A 15,935-nucleotide genomic window follows, 5' to 3' on the forward strand; every position below is an offset into this window, starting at 1 on the left:
ATTCGGATTTCGTCCATTATAGACCGTTGGCGCCAGTCATGCTGAAGCCCCTTCGGCCGCCACGCCGAGGTGGAAGACGGGTTCGGCAGCCGCCACCGGCTCGGCGTGATGGGTCAGCTTGCCGGTGACGAGGGCACCGCCGTGCATTTCCAGCAGGCGGTAATGGACATCCCCATGTATGCGGCCTTTCGGCTGCAATTCAAGGAGTTCGGACGAATACACCGTGCCCGCGATATACCCGTTGACGACGAGGTTGGAGCAGCGCACCTCGCCTTCGATGCGCGCGTGTTCGGACACGATCAGCACGCTGTCGTTGCCGTCCGCGGCCATCACGTTGCCGTGTACCTCGCCGTCGATGCGCAGCCCGCCGGTGAATACGAGATCCCCTTCGATGCGTGCGGAAATGCCGATCAGGCTATCGATTTCGCTTTTTGCGTTACGACCGAACATGATTGTCCCCTGTGCTTGGCGTTGGTTCTGTCCAACAGTCAATGTACCGTTGCCAACACAGGTCGCCTTGATCTGTGTCTTGTGACCAAGCCTTGCGAGAGGACGTGTTTACGGCAGCAGCGCGATCTGCTTCAGGCCGGTGCTTTCCGGCAGGCCGAACATCAGGTTCATGCACTGCACGGCCTGGCCGGACGCGCCCTTGACCAGGTTGTCCTGCACGACGAGGATGACGACCGTGTTGCCGTTGTCCGGACGGTGCAGCGCGATGCGCAGCATGTTCGAACCGCGCGTCGAGCGGGTTTCCGGGTGCGAGCCGAACGGCATGACGTCGACGAATTCCGCATCCTTGTACTGCTCTTCGAACAGGGCTTGCAGGGCTTCGTTCGTGATGTCCTGCGTGAGGCGCGCGTACAGCGTCGAATGCATGCCGCGGATCATCGGCACGAGATGCGGCGTGAAGATCAGGCCGACCTTCTGGTCCGTGTAGCGCTGCAGCTGGGCCGACGTCTCCGGCGTGTGGCGGTGGCCATGCACGCCATAGGCCTTGAAGTTGTCGCTCGCTTCCGAGAACAACGTGCCGATCTCGGCCTTGCGGCCGGCGCCGGACACGCCCGACTTGGCGTCGGCGATCAGGTTGCTTGCGTCGATGATGCCCGCCTTCAGCAGCGGATAAAAGCCCAGTTGCATCGTCGTCGGATAGCAGCCCGGATTGGCGATCAGGCGCGCCTTGCTGATATCTTCGCGATTCAGTTCCGGCAGGCCATACACGGCCTCTTCCAGCAGGTCCGGCGCGCTGTGCGGGATCTTGTACCACTTCTCGAACGTGGCCTGGTCCTTCAGGCGGAAGTCGGCGGCGAGGTCGATCACCTTCACGCCGGCGGCGATCAACTCGGGCGCCTGGGCCATGGCGACGCCGTGCGGGGTCGCGAAGAACACGACGTCGCACTGCTTCAGGTCGGCCTTGTCCGGGCTCGAGAACGCGATGTCGACGTGGCCGCGCAGCGAGGGAAACATGTCGGCGACGGGCAGGCCGTCTTCCTTGCGCGAAGTGATGGCGGTCAGCTGCGCCTCGGGGTGGGCAGCGAGCAGGCGCAGCAATTCCACGCCCGTGTAGCCGGTGCCGCCAACGATGCCAACTTTGATCATGTCTGTTTCCCCTTGATAAATGGATACGTTCCGTACGAGCCCGCAATTTTAGCAGGCTGTCCTCGCATGTGCTGCATTGCCGCATGGCTAAAGTCTACATTCGGGGTCAGAGCACATTATTTTAAAGATTCGGGGTCAGAGCACATTTCCTGACAATTGCATCAGGGATAATGAATTTTTCTCCCGCAGAGGAGAAACGATCGGGTGACGACATCCGCCGAGGCGCAGAGACCTCGTTCCAACACGGCGAAAAAATGTGCTCTGACCCCGAATTTAAAGAAAAATGGGACCTGACCCCGAATTTGGGAAACAAAAAAGCCGCCGGCTTTGCAGCGGGCGGCTTTTCGTTTCGGCAGCAGCGCAAAAGCGCTGCAGATCCGATTAACGCTTCGAGAATTGCTTTGCGCGACGTGCTTTGCGCAGACCAACTTTCTTACGCTCGACTTCACGGGCGTCACGGGTGACGAAACCGGCACGTGCCAGGTCGCCCTTCAGGCCTGCGTCGTAGTCGATCAGTGCACGGGTGATGCCGTGGCGCACTGCACCTGCCTGGCCGGACTCGCCGCCGCCATGCACGTTGACCTTGATGTCGAAACGCTCGACGTTGCCGGTCAGTTCCAGCGGTTGACGGATGACCATCAGGCCGGTTTCGCGCGAGAAGTATTCGGCGGCCGGTTTGCCGTTCACGATGATCTGGCCGGTGCCAGCCTTGATGAACACACGGGCCACTGCACTCTTGCGACGGCCGGTGCCGTAGTTGTAGTTACCGATCATGTCAGTTCCTTACTTAGATTTCGAGTGCTTTGGGTTGCTGGGCAGCGTGCGGGTGCGTAGCTTCCGCATACACTTTCAGCTTCTTGATCATTGCGTAGCCCAGCGGGCCCTTCGGCAGCATGCCTTTGACGGCTTTTTCCAGGGCGCGGCCCGGGAAACGCTGTTGCATTTTCAGGAAGTTGGTTTCGTAGATACCGCCCGGGTAGCCCGAGTGACGGTAGTACTTCTTGTCGTTGGCTTTGGTGCCGGTCACGCGCAGTTTGCCTGCGTTGACGACGACGATGAAATCACCGGTATCGACGTGCGGAGTAAATTCCGGCTTGTGCTTGCCGCGCAGTCGGAGTGCCACTTCGCTGGCAACACGTCCGAGGACTTTGTCCGTCGCGTCAATCACGTACCAATCGCGCTGGACTTCATGGCCCTTAGCGGAAAAAGTTTTCATGTTGACTTCCTATGTATAGGGAATTAATGCTCGAATGGTGGTTCCGCGGGCGATGCTACATCGCGGACTCTGCCTTATTGTCTTTTCCCGAGCAAATGGAAAGCCCACGACTATAGCCGATTCCTCACCCGACAGTCAAGCCGCACCAGGCTGGAGCCAACGCAAAGACATCCGCGCTGAATCATGCAATTTTGCAACTCTTATTTGCAAGAAATATTTGACCACGAAATCGATGTCAAATTAGTATGACCCGCATCGAAGAGGAGACTACTTGTTGAAATCGATCCTGCTCCTGGGCGCATGGCTGGCGGCCACGATCCCGGCCGCGGCGACGCCCGCCACGCCGGCACCAACGCGCAGCTGCCACCTGCCCGGCGTCGAGGAAGCCCTGCGCTGCCTGACCCTGCCCGTCCCGCTCGAACCCGGCAAACCCGCCACCCTGAACCTGCACGTGACGATCGCCCCCGCCCTGCGCCAGGGTGCGCGGCCGGATCCGCTGTTCGTGCTGGCCGGCGGTCCCGGCGAAGCGGGCAGCGACGTGCTCCCCCTGTTGTCCACCGCCTTCAAGCGCGTGCGCGCCACGCGCGACATCGTGTTCGTCGACCAGCGCGGCACGGGGTTGTCCGGCAAGCTGGAATGCCCGTCCGACGCCGACGCGGATGCGCAGCTGAGCGATGCCGACGCCGACGCCGCCCTGCGCCGCTGCATCGCGGCCAGCAAGGCGCCGTTCGCCGCGTACACGACGGCCGCCGCCGCGCGCGACATCGAATCCGTGCGCCGCGCGCTGGGCTATGACAGGATCAACCTGTGGGGCGGCTCGTACGGCACCCGCCTCGCGCAGGCGTATGCCCGCGCCTACCCCGCGGGCACGCGCGCCCTGCTGCTCGACGCCGTCGCCGCGCCCGACCAGGTGATCCCGGCCGGGGGCCGCGACAGCCAGGCCGCGCTCGACCAGCTGTTCGCCCAGTGCGCCAGGGATGCCGCCTGCGCCCGCGCCTATCCGAACCTGCGCGGCGAATTCGACGCCCTCGTCGGCAAGCTCGATGCCGCGCCGTTGACACTCAACCTGCCGGACCCGCGCACGGCGCGCCAGATCGACGTCACGATGACGAGCGCGCGCCTGCTCGACACCGTGCGCAACATGCTCTATGCGCCGGCCGACGCGCGCCGCCTGCCGTTTCTCGTGCACAGCGCCAGCGCGGGCCGCTGGCAGCCGTTCGTCGCGCGCCGCAACCTGGCCGCCGACTTTTCCCCCGACGGCTCGCCGGCCACGCTGCTGCACCTGGCCGTCGTCTGCGCCGAAGACATGCCGCGCTTTACGCCCGCGCTGGCCGCGAGCGATGCGAGTCCGCTGACGCGCACCCTGGCCGACCGCCTGCGCGGCCTGTGCCGCGCCATGAACGTGCCGGCGGTGCCGGAGACGCCCCCCACGCGCATCGCCGCGCCCGTGCTGCTGCTGTCCGGCGCACTGGACCCGGTCACGCCGCCGCGCCGCGCCCAGGACGCCGCCCGTTTCATGGACCATGCGCAGCTGCTGACGGCGCCGAACGTCGGCCACGGCGTGTCGCAACTGGGCTGCGCCCCGCGCCTGTTGCGCACCTTCCTCGACCGGCCCGACGCGAAAGTCGACGGCGCCTGCCTGAACGAGATCCCGGCCCCGACCTTCCAGCTCGGCAGCGCCGGACCACAACCCTGAACACAGGCCTCTCCTTATGATCGAAGCACAAGAAGTCCGCAAGCACTTTGGCGCCGTGCAGGCGCTGGGAGGCGTCAGCTTCACGGCGCGCGACGGTCACATCACCGCGCTGCTGGGTCCCAACGGCGCCGGCAAGACGACCCTGCTGCGCACGCTCGTCGGGATGCTCAAGCGCGACCACGGAACGATTGCCATCGACGGCATCGACCCGGAACGCGACCCGCTCGCCGTGCGCGCCAACATCGGCTTCCTGACCGACCAGTTCGGGCTGTACGAGCGCCTGTCCACGCGCGAATACCTCACCTATTTCGGCGAATTGAACGGCATGGACGAACGCGCGCTCGCCGCACGCATCGACGAGGTCGCGGAAATGCTCGCGATGGACGACATCCTGGAACGCCGCAGCAAAGGATTTTCGCAGGGCCAGCGCATCAAGGTGGCCCTCGCGCGCGCGCTGCTGCACCGTCCGCGCCACCTGCTGCTGGACGAGCCCACGCGCGGCCTGGACGTGATGAGCACGCGCGCCGTGCGCCATGCGCTGTCCACGCTGCGCAAGGAAGGATGCTGCGTCGTGATGGCCACGCACGTGATGCAGGAGGTGAGTCATCTCTGCGACGACGTGATCGTCATCGCCAAGGGCCATACCGTGGCCCAGGGCACGCCGGACGACCTGTGCCGCCGCACCGGCATCGCCAACCTGGAAGACGCGTTCGTCCGCCTGGTCGGCACCGACGAAGGGATCGTCTCATGAACCGCCCGCATCAAAAACTCAAATTCCTGGTCGTCTTCAAGAAAGAACTCCGCGAATCACTGCGCGACAAGCGCTCGCTCGGCCTCCTCGCCCTGTTCACGCTGATGTACCCGGTGCTGCTGGGCGTCCTGCTGCACCAGTGGATCGACCGCGCGACGAAACCCGAGCGCGAAGGCATCGTGCTGGCCGTGATCGGCGGCGCGCAGGCGCCCACGTTGATGGCCCAGCTGAAGCAGAAGAACGTCACCGTGCGCGACACGCCGCCCATGGACGAAGCCGCGATCGGCGACTTGCTGCGCGCCCACAAGGCCGCCGCCGTGCTGCGCCTGCCCGGCAAGTACGCGAGCGACTACGCCGCGATGCGGCCCGCGCGCATCGAGCTGTGGTTCGACTCGTCGACCGAGCAGGATGGCCGGCGCGACGTCGAGGACGTGCTGAACGCCTACGGCGCCAACATCGCCAGCGCGCGCCTGCTGGCGCACGGCGTGTCGCCGGCCGCGCTGTCGCCCGTGCAGGTGCAGCGCTACGACACGGGCACGACGGCCGCGCGCTCGGCCGGCGTCATCGGCGGCATCCTCGGCTTCCTGTTCTTCCCCGCGTTCATTTGCGGCCTGTCCGCGGCTGTGGATTCCACGGCGGGCGAACGCGAACGGCGCTCGCTCGAAGTGCTGATGGCGCAACCCGTGCGCACGTGGGAGCTCGTCGCCGGCAAGTGGCTCGCCGCCGCGGCGCTGGCCGTCATCGGCATCACGCTGGAGCTGATGCTGGCGCATGCGATCCTGTCGTGGATGCCGCTGGAAGAAATCGGCATGAGCTGGCGCGTGGGCTGGGGACGGCTGCTGCTCGTCTGCCTCGCCTCCGTGCCGCTGTCGCTGTTCGCGGCCGCCATGCAGATCGCGGTGGCGATGAACGCGCGCTCGTTCAAGGAGGCACAGAGCGTGCTGTCGATCGTGATGCTGGTGCCGATGCTGCCGGGGCTCGCCGTGTCGATGCTGGAGCTCAAAACGGCATCCTGGATGTACCTCGTGCCGATGCTGTCGAACCAGACCCTGCTGCGCGAGACGGCGAAGGGCGGCGACATCGGCCTGCTGCCGTTCGTGCTGACGTTCCTGTGCTCCGCCCTCGCGGCGTGGGCGGCCGTCGCATTCGCCGCGTGGCGCATGAAGAGCGAGCGTTACGTGCTGGCCGTCTGAAGCCGCGTCAGCACGGACCGCCGCGCTGGCTTAGAATGGTCGTCTTTACCTGTCAAACGAAGCGGAGAAATCGATGGAAGTCAAAGTCAGCTGGAACGGACCCTCCGGGATGAGCTTCCGGGCCGAAACCGGCTCCGGCCACCTGGTGAACATGGATGGCGCCCCCGAGGGCGGCGGCCACAACCTGGCACCGCGCCCGATGGAAATGGTGCTGCTGGGTACCGGCGGCTGCACCGCCTACGACGTCGTGCTGATCCTCAAGCGCAGCCGGGAAGACGTGCGCGGCTGCGACGTCACGCTGAAGGCCGAGCGCGCCGAGACGGATCCGAAGGTGTTCACGAAGATCCACTTCCACTTCACCGTCACGGGCCGCAACCTCAAGGAGGCGACCGTCGAACGCGCGGTCAACCTGTCGCACGACAAATACTGCTCGGCGTCGATCATGCTGGCCAAGACGGCCGAAATCACGCACTCGTTCGAGATCGTCGAGGGCTGAAGCCTTAGATGTAGTACGCCGTCGTGGTCATCACCTTGGCCATGGCGCGCATCGCGGCCTTGACCGGCAACGGCATCTCGGCCGCGCCCATTTCCTGCGCCTTCGCACCGTGTTCGATCTCGTCGTCGCGCATCTGCGTGACGATCGCGCGCGACTTCGCGTCTTGCGGCGGCAGCTCGTCGAGGTGGCTGTTCAGGTGCGCCTCGACCTGGCGCTCCGTCTCCACGACGAAGCCGAGGCTGACGGCGTCGCCCAGGCGCGACGCGGCCAATCCCAGCGCATAGGCGCCGGCATACCACAGCGGATTGAGGAGGCTCGGCTGCGAACCCAGTTCGGCCAGGCGTTCGGCCGTCCAGGCCAGGTGGTCTTCTTCCTCGCGTCCGGATTTGGCGAACTGCGCGCGCATGGCCTGCGTCGACGCGCGGCGGCCCTGGGCGTCGTACAGCGCCTGGGCGCACACTTCGCCCACGTGGTTCACGCGCATCAGGCCGGCGCTGTGGCGCTGTTCCTGGGCATTCAGTTCGCAGTCCGGGGCCGCGACACCGGGATTCGGCCGCGCGGCCTTCGCCACGCCGCCCACGACGCGCAGGGCCTTGTCGAAGCCGACGATCAGGTGGTCAAGGGGGTTGATGGTGCGGGTTGTCATGAGGGACCTTTTCCAGCTTGTTGTTCGATAACCCGAATTATATGCCCTCGCCCGTACGCTTCCGCGCCTCCAGCCAGTCGTGCACGGGCCCGTCCACCTCCAGCTTCGAGATGTTCTTCGCGACGCCCAGGTTCAGTTCCAGCAGGAACGGGATCGAATCCGGCGGCACGTCGGTGCACGTCGTCGTGAAGGCCTTCATGAAACGCTCGGATTGCACGACCGGCAACACATCCTTGCCGCTCATGAATTGCAGGACGCTCGTGATCGTGTGTCCGCCGCCGATCGTGTGGTAGATGAACCGGTTGAACTCGCGGTCCACGGTCTTGAAATCGATGGTTTCCTTCGTCATCAGGTTGGCCAGGTAGTACAGGCCGACGGCGACGCGGAACCAGTCCGTCGACTCGGCCCGGGTGCGGCCCTGGCGCGTCACGGCCAGGATGTTGTCCTTGTTGATGAGAGTATCCATAAGGCCATTATGCATGTTCTTGCCCGGCCGGGATATCACCGACAATGTTGCCAGAATAGACATGAGTCATTCCACGTTGTATGCTGGCCTGCATCCTGCTCCCGCTTTTCTGCACTCTGGACTTGTGAAAACGCCGTGTGTCGCACCGCTGCTGCCGGGTCGGCTCCTTTTTAATACAATGCAACAGTCATGAAATACGTGCATTGTCACGAGCAATGGAGTCTCCATGGAATTACAAATCCGCAACTTGTCCAAGACCTATGCCAATGGCGTGGTCGCGCTGGACAGGGTCTCGCTGAGCATCCCGCCCGGGATGTTCGGCCTGCTCGGTCCCAACGGCGCCGGCAAGTCGACCCTGATGCGGATCCTCGCCACGCTGCAGGAATGCGACAGCGGCTCCGTGTTCCTGGACGACATCGACGTGCTCGACGAAAAGGATGAAGTGCGCCGCCTGCTGGGCTATCTGCCGCAGGACTTCGGCGTGTACCCGAAAGTGAGCGCGTACGAACTGCTCGACCATTTCGCGCAACTGAAAGGCCTGTCGCAGCGCCACCGCCGGCGCGAAGTCGTCGACGCGCTGCTGCAGCAGACCAATCTGTTCGAGGTGCGCAACCAGAAAATGGGCACCTTCTCCGGCGGCATGCGCCAGCGCTTCGGCATCGCCCAGGCCCTGCTCGGCGACCCGCAGCTGATCATCGTCGACGAGCCGACGGCCGGCCTCGACCCGCAGGAACGGGTGCGCTTCCACAACCTGCTGTCCGACATCGGCGAGGACAAGACCGTGATCCTGTCCACGCACATCGTGTCCGACGTGGCCGACCTGTGCGCCAACATGGCGATCATCAACAAGGGCCACGTGCTGCTGTGCGGCGAGCCGGTGCGCCTCATCGAAGGCATCGAGGGCAAGATCTGGGCGCGGGTCGTCAGCAAGGCGGACCTGCCCGCGTTCCAGAAGCGCCACACCGTCATCTCCACGCGCCTGCTGTCCGGCCGCACGCTGATCCACGTGTACGCCGACCGCTATCCCGGCGACGACTTCGAGCCGATCCACCCGACCCTGGAAGACGTCTACTTCGCCACCATTGCCGGCCGCCACAACGACATGGCCGGGAACTGCTGATTCATGGGCGCGCTCCTCGCCATCGCCGGCTTCGAGGCCCGGCAGCGCCTGAAGCTGCTGTCGACCTGGGTGTATTTCCTTGCCTTCTTCGCGCTGGCCCTGCTGTGGATGGCCGCCGCGGGCGGCGTGTTCAAGGAAGCCTTCGTCTCGTTCGGCGGCCGCGTGCTGATCAACGCGCCGCGCCAGATCGCGCTGAGCGCCGCGTTCCTCGGCTCCCTCGGCGTCATCGTCGTCGCCGCGATGATGGGCCGCTCGGTGCAGCAGGACTTCGAATACGAGATGCACCACTTCTTCTTCAGCGCCCCGATCCCGAAGTACGCGTACGTGTTCGGACGCTTCCTCGGCGCGCTGGCGACGCTCGCCGTCGTGTTCTCGGCCATCCTGTTCGGCACCCTGCTGGGGGCCGCGCTGCCCGGCATCGATCCCGATCGCCTCGGGCCGTATTCCGTCGCGGGCTACCTGCTGCCCTACTTCCTTACCCTGCTGCCGAACCTGTTCATCTTCGGCGCCATCTTCTTCGTGCTCGCGGCGCTCACGCGGCGCATGCTGCCTGTCTACGTCGCCAGCGTCGTCATGCTGATCGGGTACATCGTCGCCCCGTCGCTGGCACGCGACCTCGATTACAAGACGCTCGCCGCGCTGATCGACCCATTCGGCACGACGGCGCTGATCCGCCTCACCGAGTACTGGAACCTCACGGAGCGCAACACGCTGCAGGTCCCGTTCGCAGGCGTCTATCTGATCAATCGCGCCATCTGGTCGCTGTTTTCGCTCGTCGTCCTGCTGCTCGGCTACTGGCGCTTCAGCTTCGTGTCCACGCCGGCCGGCAGGCGCGGCCAGGCGCGGCTCGAACCGGAAAGCGCGCCGCAAACGCCGGCCGGCATGGCCGGCATGCACGAGCCGCCCGACTTCGCCGCGCGCAACCTCGCCGTGCTGCTGGCCAGGTCGAGCTGGATGAATCTGCGCGAGGCGGTCAAGAACGTCTACTTCGCCGTGATCGTCCTGGCCGGCATGCTGACCCTCGTCGTCAGCTCGCTGGACCTGGGCGCGATCTACGGCACCAAGACCTACCCCGTCACCTACATGGTGCTGGAACTCATACGCGACGTGTTCGCGCTGTTCGTCCTCATCGTGACGACGTTCTATGCGGGAGAGATGGTGTGGCGCGAGCGCGAGGCGCGCATGGCGCAGATCATGGATGCGCTGCCCGTCCCGAGCTGGCTGCCGCTGGCCGCCAAGACCATCGCCCTCGTCGGCCTGCAGGCCCTGCTGCTGCTGGCCGCGATGGTGTGCGGCATGGGCATCCAGCTGGCGCACGGCTACCTGACGCTGGAACCGGGCCTGTACCTGACGACGCTGTTCGGCATCCTGCTGCCCCGCTACGTGCTGCTGGCCGTGCTGGCGATTGCCGCCCAGGCCATCCTGAACCATAAATACCTCGCGTACTTCGCGCTGGTCACCTATTACGTCGTCACGCTGTTCCTCGGCGGCTTCGGCCTCGACCACCCGATGCTCGTGTACGGCGCGCTGCCGGACATCACGTATTCCGCGATGAACGGCTTCGGCCACTCCCTGCCGCTGCAGCGCACCCTGCAAATCTACTGGGGCGGCGCAGCGATCGTCCTGTTCACCATCGCGCTCGTGCTGTGGCCGCGCGGCGTCAGCGACAGCTTCGCCGAACGCCTGCAGCTCGCCCGCCAGCGCCTGACGCCGGGCGTGCTCGCCGGCTTCGCGGCCGGCATCCTCGTGTTCGCGGCCAGCGGCGGCCTGCTGTGGTACAGCCTCGTCCACCTCGGCACCTACCAGACTGCATGGCACAAGGAACAGGTACGCGCCGACTACGAGCTGCGCTACAAACGATTCGCGAAACTGCCGCAGCCGCGCATCACCGACGTCGGCCTGCAGGTCGACATCCATCCCGACACGCGCACGCTGAAGGTGCACGGCTTCTATCAACTGGAAAACCGGACGGCTTCTCCGATCCGCGACGTCATCCTGTTCCAGAAGCCCGGTCCCGACTTCCGTCCGCGCTTCGCGCAGGCGGCGCGGCTGCTGCGCGCCGATCCGCAGCACGGCTTCTATCACTACCTGCTGGCGTCTCCCCTGCTGCCGGGCGCGCGCACGGCGCTGGAATTCGACCTGCTGGACGCGCCGGGCGGCGTGCTGGGCCTGGGCCGCGACACGGCTGTCGTCGGCAACGGCACCTTCTTCAGCAATGAGGTGCTGCCGCACGTGGGCTACCAGCGCACGGTCGAGCTGGAAGATGACCGCGACCGCAAGCGCCACGGCCTCGCGCCGCGCGAGCGCATGGCCGCGCACGAGAACGAAGCGGCGCGCGCGAACAGCTACGTCGCCAACGACGCCGACTGGATCCGCTTCGACGCCGTCGTCAGCACGAGCCCGGACCAGACCGTGGTCGCGCCGGGCATGCTGGAGCAGGAATGGATGAGCGGCGGCCGGCGCTGGTTCCATTACAAGGCCGACAAACCCGTACTGAATTTTTATACGTTCCAGTCGGCCCGCTACGACGTGCGCCACGACCGCTGGCAGGACGTGACGATCGACGTCTACTACCACCCCGGCCACGAATTCAATGTCGACCGCATGATCCGCGGCGCCAAGGCGGCGCTTGAATACGGCACGAAGCACTTCAGCCCCTACCAGAACCGCGAGCTGCGCATCGCGGAATTCCCCCGCTACGCGTCGTACGCGCAGGCGGCGCCGGGCACGATCCCGTTCTCGGAAAGCGTCGGCTTCATCGCCAAGGTCGATCCGGACTCGCGCAAGGACATCGATTACCCGTATTACGTGAGCGCGCACGAGGTGGGCCACCAGTGGTGGGCGCACCAGATCGTCGGCGCCGACATGCGCGGCGCGACCGTGCTGTCGGAAAGCCTGGCCGAATACACGGCGCTGATGTCGATGAAGAACACGCTGGGCTCCAGCAAGATGCGGCGCTTCCTGCGCTACGACCTCGAGGAATACCTGATGGGCCGCGCGCGCGAGAACAAGAAGGAGCTGCCGCTCGCGCAGAACGAGAACCAGAGCTACATCCACTACCACAAGGGCAGCCTCGCGATGTATCTGCTGCAGGACCTGGTCGGCGAGGATGCCGTCAACGGCGTGCTGCACGGCCTGCTGCTGGAGTATGCGTACAAGGGGCCGCCGTATCCGACCGTGGCGACGCTCGTCGAGCGCCTGCGCGGCATCACGCCGCCGGACAAGGCCTACCTGATCGACGACCTGTTCGAGTCCATCGTCCTGTACGAAAACCATGTCGACGGCGCGATGGCGCGCCGCCGCCCGGACGGCAAATACGAGGTCGAGATCCGCGCCACGGCCGGCAAGGTGCGCGCCGGCGACCAGGGCGAGGAACAGCCGCAACAGCTGCGCGACTACATCGAATTCGGCGTCGACGACGAAGCGGGCAACCCGCTCGCGCGCGAGCGCAGGCTCGTGACGCAGGCCGACCAGCGGGTCGTCCTGGTGGTCGCCGGCCGGCCCGCACGGGCCGGTATCGACCCCGACAACAAGCTGATTGACAGGAAACCGACAGACAACATGCAGCCTGTCGACATGCACTGAACTTCACGTTATGATCTGGTCACAATATCCTGCTAGGAGACCTTCATGCCTATCGTCGCCGAACTGGCCGCCCAGATCCAGCAACTGTCCGCGCAGGACAGGCACGAGCTGTTGCGTCTGCTGATGGTGGACAGCGACGACGGCGACCAGGATGCCGACGAAGCGTGGCGCAACGAGATCGTGCGCCGCGTGAAGGCGATCCGCAACGGCGAAGCGGCCATCCGCGCACTGCAGGACGACTGGCGCGAGTAACGCCGGCGCTGAAGATAAAAAAAACCGCGATGCCGGATGGGTCGCGGTTTTTTTACGTCGTCATTCCCGCGCAAGCGGGAAACCATACTGAGTTCCGGAACTCGATGCATTGGCAATAAAGCAGATGCTTCGAATTCTGTACGTCAGCATGGGTCCCCGCTTTCGCGGGGACGACGTGAGGTCTATTCGCCGGCGACCGCCTTCTTGGACGCCGTCGCACGCTTCGCCGGCGCCTTGCGGGCCGCGGCCGTCTTGGCCGGGGCCTTGGTCGCAGCAGCCTTGGCCGCCGGCTTTGCCGCCGCCTTGCGCGCGGCCGGCTTGGCGGCCGCCGTCTCCGCGCCGCTGTCGGCACCGTCACCCTCGTCCTTCGCCTTCGCGCCCGGCTTGGCCTTGCGCTCCTCGAACTCGAAGCTGATCTTGCCGTCCTTGCCACGCACGAGGAAGGCCTTGAACGAGCGGCGGGTGCGCTGCGACACGAAGCCCGGCAGCAGATCGGTCTTGCCGTCGTTCAGCAGCTTGGCCATCTGCTCCGGCAGGATTTCCTGCTGCAGGATGATGCGGCTGCTGCGGAAATCGCAGGTCTTCGGCTTGGCCACCGTGTGCTCGCAGACGTACGCGAGGCCCATCTCGTAGACGTTGCCGGTGCATTTCGGACACGGGCCGAGCGGCGTCTGGCCGGTGAAGTCGACGCCCTCGCCGTCCTCGCCCTCGTCCTGGTCCTGGCCGAAGTCGAATTCCAGCTTGTAGTTGTGGATGTCCTCGTCGCGCACGATGCGCAGGATCGCGGCGAACGGCCGGCCCATCTTCGAGCGGAAGCCCTGCAGCGGGCCGATCGTGCGGTTGGCCAGCAGTTCCTCGACTTCCTCGATCTCGAACTGGCGTCCGCCCGGCACCTTGCTCATCGAGAAATCGCACTTGGTGCACGCGAAGCGGCGGTAGTTTTCCTTGACGACGCCACCGCAGTTCGGGCACGGCGTGCGCAACGTCGCGTACTCGCCCGGGATCGTGTCGTTGTTGTACTCCTTGGCGCGCTTGACGATGATCTCGGTCATCTCGGCGATCTCGCGCATGAATTCTTCGCGCGAAATCTGGCCCTTTTCCATCTGCGACAGCTTGTATTCCCACTCGCCCGTCAGTTCCGGCGCCGTGAGTTCGTTGACGCCGAGGCCGCGCAGCAGGGTCATCAGCTGGAACGCCTTGGCGGTCGGGATCAGCTCGCGCCCTTCACGCAGCAGGTATTTTTCCGTCAACAGCCCTTCGATGATCGCCGCGCGCGTGGCCGGCGTGCCGAGGCCCTTGCCGGCCATCGCGTCGCGCAGTTCGTCGGAATCGACCAGCTTGCCGGCACCTTCCATCGCCGACAGCAGCGTCGCTTCGTTGTAGCGTGCAGGCGGCTTGGTGACGAGGCCGTTGGCGTTGACCTTTTCGGTGAGCACCTTCTCGCCCTTCGCCACCGGCACGAGGCTGGCGCCGTCCTTGTCGTCGCCCGTCGTGTCCTTGCCGTACACGGCCAGCCAGCCGGGGTTCGTCATGACCTTGCCCTCGGTCTTGAACTGGTGGCCTTCCACTTCCGTGTAGCGGGTCGTGACGAGGAATTCCGCGGCCGGGAAGAACACGGCCATGAAGCGGCGGGTGACGAGGTCGTACAGCTTCTGTTCCGGCTCGGACAGGTTCTTCGGCACGACGCCGGTCGGGATGATCGCGAAGTGGTCCGAGATCTTGCTGTTGTCGAAGATGCGCTTGTTCGGCTTGACCCAGCCCTTGTCCAGGATCTGCTTGGCGAACTGGTGGTAGTTCGAATTGCCTTTCAACACTTCCAGGGTCGACTTGACGGTGTCCAGGTAGTCTTCCGGCAGCGCGCGCGCATCGGTACGGGGATAGGTCAGCACCTTGTGCTTTTCGTACAGCGCCTGGGCCAGGCCCAGCGTGTTCTTGGCCGAGAAGCCGAAGCGGCCGTTGGCCTCGCGCTGCAGCGACGTCAGGTCGAACAGCGCCGGCGCCATCGACGTGGTCGGTTTCGATTCCTCGGTGACATTACCCTGCTTGCCCATGCAAGCGGCGACGATCGCTTCCGCGTCGACCTTCGACCACAGGCGCTCGGCGCGCTTTTCCGGGTCGGCGTCGTCCTTCTTGAACTTCGTGTCGAGCCAGCGGCCTTCGTACATGCCGGCCCCGGCGCGGAATTCCGCGCGCACTTCCCAGTAATCGCGCGGGACGAATTTCTTGATCTTCTCTTCGCGCTCGACGACGATCGACAGGGTCGGCGTCTGCACGCGGCCCACGGTCGTCAGGTAGAAGCCGCCTTCCTTCGAGTTGAACGCGGTCATCGCGCGGGTGCCGTTGATGCCGATCAGCCAGTCCGCTTCCGAGCGGCAACGTGCGGCATCGGCGAGCGGCAGCATTTCCTTGTCGCTACGCAGGTGCGCGAAGCCGTCGCGGATCGCGGTCGGCGTCATCGACTGCAGCCACAGGCGCTTGACGGTCTGCTTGGCCTTGGCGTTCTGGGCGATCAGGCGGAAGATCAGTTCACCTTCGCGGCCCGCGTCGCATGCGTTGATCAGGGTATCGACATCCTTGCGCTTGATCAGCTTGTTCAGCACTTTGAGGCGCGACTCGGTCTTCGCGATGGGATTCAGCGCGAAGTACGGCGGAATCATCGGCAGGTGCGTAAAACTCCATTTGCCGCGCTTGACGTCGTATTCCTCGGGCACCGCGATTTCCAGCAGGTGGCCGACGGCGGACGACAGGACGTATTCGTCGGATTCGAAATACTCATCGTGCTTGGTAAAGCCGCCGAGCGCCTTGGCGATGTCGTTCGCCACGGAGGGCTTTTCGGCAATGATGAGGGCTTTGGTCATAGGGTTCCTAAGTCGGGCGGCAATGTAAGCCGGCCGTTTGATAGCTTATTAGTAACAACT

14 protein-coding genes are annotated in these 15,935 nt (G+C 65.0%); 7 read left to right on the forward strand and 7 right to left on the reverse strand.

Annotated elements, in window-relative coordinates:
* Window positions 1–36: 36 nt before the first annotated feature.
* The 4 genes from ACEN9G_RS07955 to rplM all read right to left on the reverse strand — a co-directional run bounded on the left by ACEN9G_RS07955 (window position 37) and on the right by rplM (window position 2,812).
* The gene (locus ACEN9G_RS07955) at window positions 37–450 is read right to left on the reverse strand and encodes a bactofilin family protein (protein ID WP_413340718.1); all 414 of its coding nucleotides are present in this window, start codon (window positions 448–450) and stop codon (window positions 37–39) included.
* A 108-nt stretch (window positions 451–558) separates the two neighbouring features.
* The gene (argC, locus tag ACEN9G_RS07960) at window positions 559–1,596 is read right to left on the reverse strand and encodes an N-acetyl-gamma-glutamyl-phosphate reductase (RefSeq protein ID WP_413340716.1); all 1,038 of its coding nucleotides are present in this window, start codon (window positions 1,594–1,596) and stop codon (window positions 559–561) included.
* 381 nt (window positions 1,597–1,977) lie between these two features.
* Window positions 1,978–2,370, reverse strand: coding sequence for a 30S ribosomal protein S9 (rpsI, locus tag ACEN9G_RS07965; protein WP_028102305.1), 393 nt, complete (start codon window positions 2,368–2,370; stop codon window positions 1,978–1,980).
* Window positions 2,371–2,383: 13 nt separating this feature from the next.
* The gene (gene rplM, locus ACEN9G_RS07970) at window positions 2,384–2,812 is read right to left on the reverse strand and encodes a 50S ribosomal protein L13 (protein ID WP_036235400.1); all 429 of its coding nucleotides are present in this window, start codon (window positions 2,810–2,812) and stop codon (window positions 2,384–2,386) included.
* A gap of 271 nt (window positions 2,813–3,083) precedes the next feature.
* Here rplM and ACEN9G_RS07975 point away from each other — a divergent pair, with 271 nt between their 5' ends.
* The 4 genes from ACEN9G_RS07975 (at window position 3,084) to ACEN9G_RS07990 (ending at window position 6,948) form a co-directional block, all read left to right on the forward strand.
* Window positions 3,084–4,508, forward strand: coding sequence for an alpha/beta hydrolase (locus ACEN9G_RS07975; RefSeq protein WP_483126547.1), 1,425 nt, complete (start codon window positions 3,084–3,086; stop codon window positions 4,506–4,508).
* Window positions 4,509–4,524: 16 nt separating this feature from the next.
* The gene (locus ACEN9G_RS07980; RefSeq protein WP_413337612.1) at window positions 4,525–5,259 is read left to right on the forward strand and encodes an ABC transporter ATP-binding protein; all 735 of its coding nucleotides are present in this window, start codon (window positions 4,525–4,527) and stop codon (window positions 5,257–5,259) included.
* Window positions 5,256–6,452 carry an ABC transporter permease gene (locus ACEN9G_RS07985; protein ID WP_413337613.1) on the forward strand — a complete coding sequence of 399 codons (1,197 nt, stop codon included), beginning with the start codon at window positions 5,256–5,258 and terminating at the stop codon, window positions 6,450–6,452. The genes ACEN9G_RS07980 and ACEN9G_RS07985 overlap by 4 nt, the downstream gene beginning before the upstream one ends.
* Window positions 6,453–6,525: 73 nt before the next feature.
* Window positions 6,526–6,948, forward strand: a complete 423-nt coding sequence (locus tag ACEN9G_RS07990; RefSeq protein WP_036235392.1) for an OsmC family protein — start codon at window positions 6,526–6,528, stop codon at window positions 6,946–6,948.
* Between the two features lie 4 nt (window positions 6,949–6,952).
* On the opposite strand, the gene coq7 is transcribed toward ACEN9G_RS07990, so the two are convergent.
* Both coq7 and ACEN9G_RS08000 read right to left on the reverse strand, forming a co-directional pair.
* Window positions 6,953–7,594, reverse strand: a complete 642-nt coding sequence (coq7, locus tag ACEN9G_RS07995; protein WP_413337614.1) for a 2-polyprenyl-3-methyl-6-methoxy-1,4-benzoquinone monooxygenase — start codon at window positions 7,592–7,594, stop codon at window positions 6,953–6,955.
* Between the two features lie 37 nt (window positions 7,595–7,631).
* Complete coding sequence (locus tag ACEN9G_RS08000) at window positions 7,632–8,060, reverse strand: hypothetical protein (protein ID WP_413337615.1); 429 nt, start codon at window positions 8,058–8,060, stop codon at window positions 7,632–7,634.
* A 226-nt stretch (window positions 8,061–8,286) separates the two neighbouring features.
* On the opposite strand from ACEN9G_RS08000, the gene ACEN9G_RS08005 reads away from it, so the two are divergent.
* The 3 genes from ACEN9G_RS08005 to ACEN9G_RS08015 are packed head-to-tail and all read left to right on the forward strand — an operon-like array spanning window position 8,287 to window position 13,017.
* A complete protein-coding gene (locus ACEN9G_RS08005) occupies window positions 8,287–9,180 on the forward strand; it encodes an ABC transporter ATP-binding protein (protein ID WP_413337616.1) in 894 nt (297 codons plus the stop codon).
* 3 nt (window positions 9,181–9,183) lie between these two features.
* Window positions 9,184–12,765 (forward strand): M1 family aminopeptidase, encoded by a 3,582-nt coding sequence (locus ACEN9G_RS08010; RefSeq protein WP_413337617.1) that lies wholly within the window; start codon window positions 9,184–9,186, stop codon window positions 12,763–12,765.
* A gap of 45 nt (window positions 12,766–12,810) precedes the next feature.
* Entirely contained in the window at window positions 12,811–13,017 is a 207-nt protein-coding gene (locus tag ACEN9G_RS08015; RefSeq protein ID WP_056122293.1) for an addiction module protein, read from the forward strand.
* 182 nt (window positions 13,018–13,199) lie between these two features.
* Here the strand turns inward: ACEN9G_RS08015 and ACEN9G_RS08020 are convergent, their stop codons facing one another.
* A complete protein-coding gene (locus ACEN9G_RS08020) occupies window positions 13,200–15,875 on the reverse strand; it encodes a DNA topoisomerase III (RefSeq protein ID WP_413337618.1) in 2,676 nt (891 codons plus the stop codon).
* Window positions 15,876–15,935 lie beyond the last annotated feature (60 nt).

The organism is Massilia sp. Masssp94 (genome assembly GCF_059491305.1).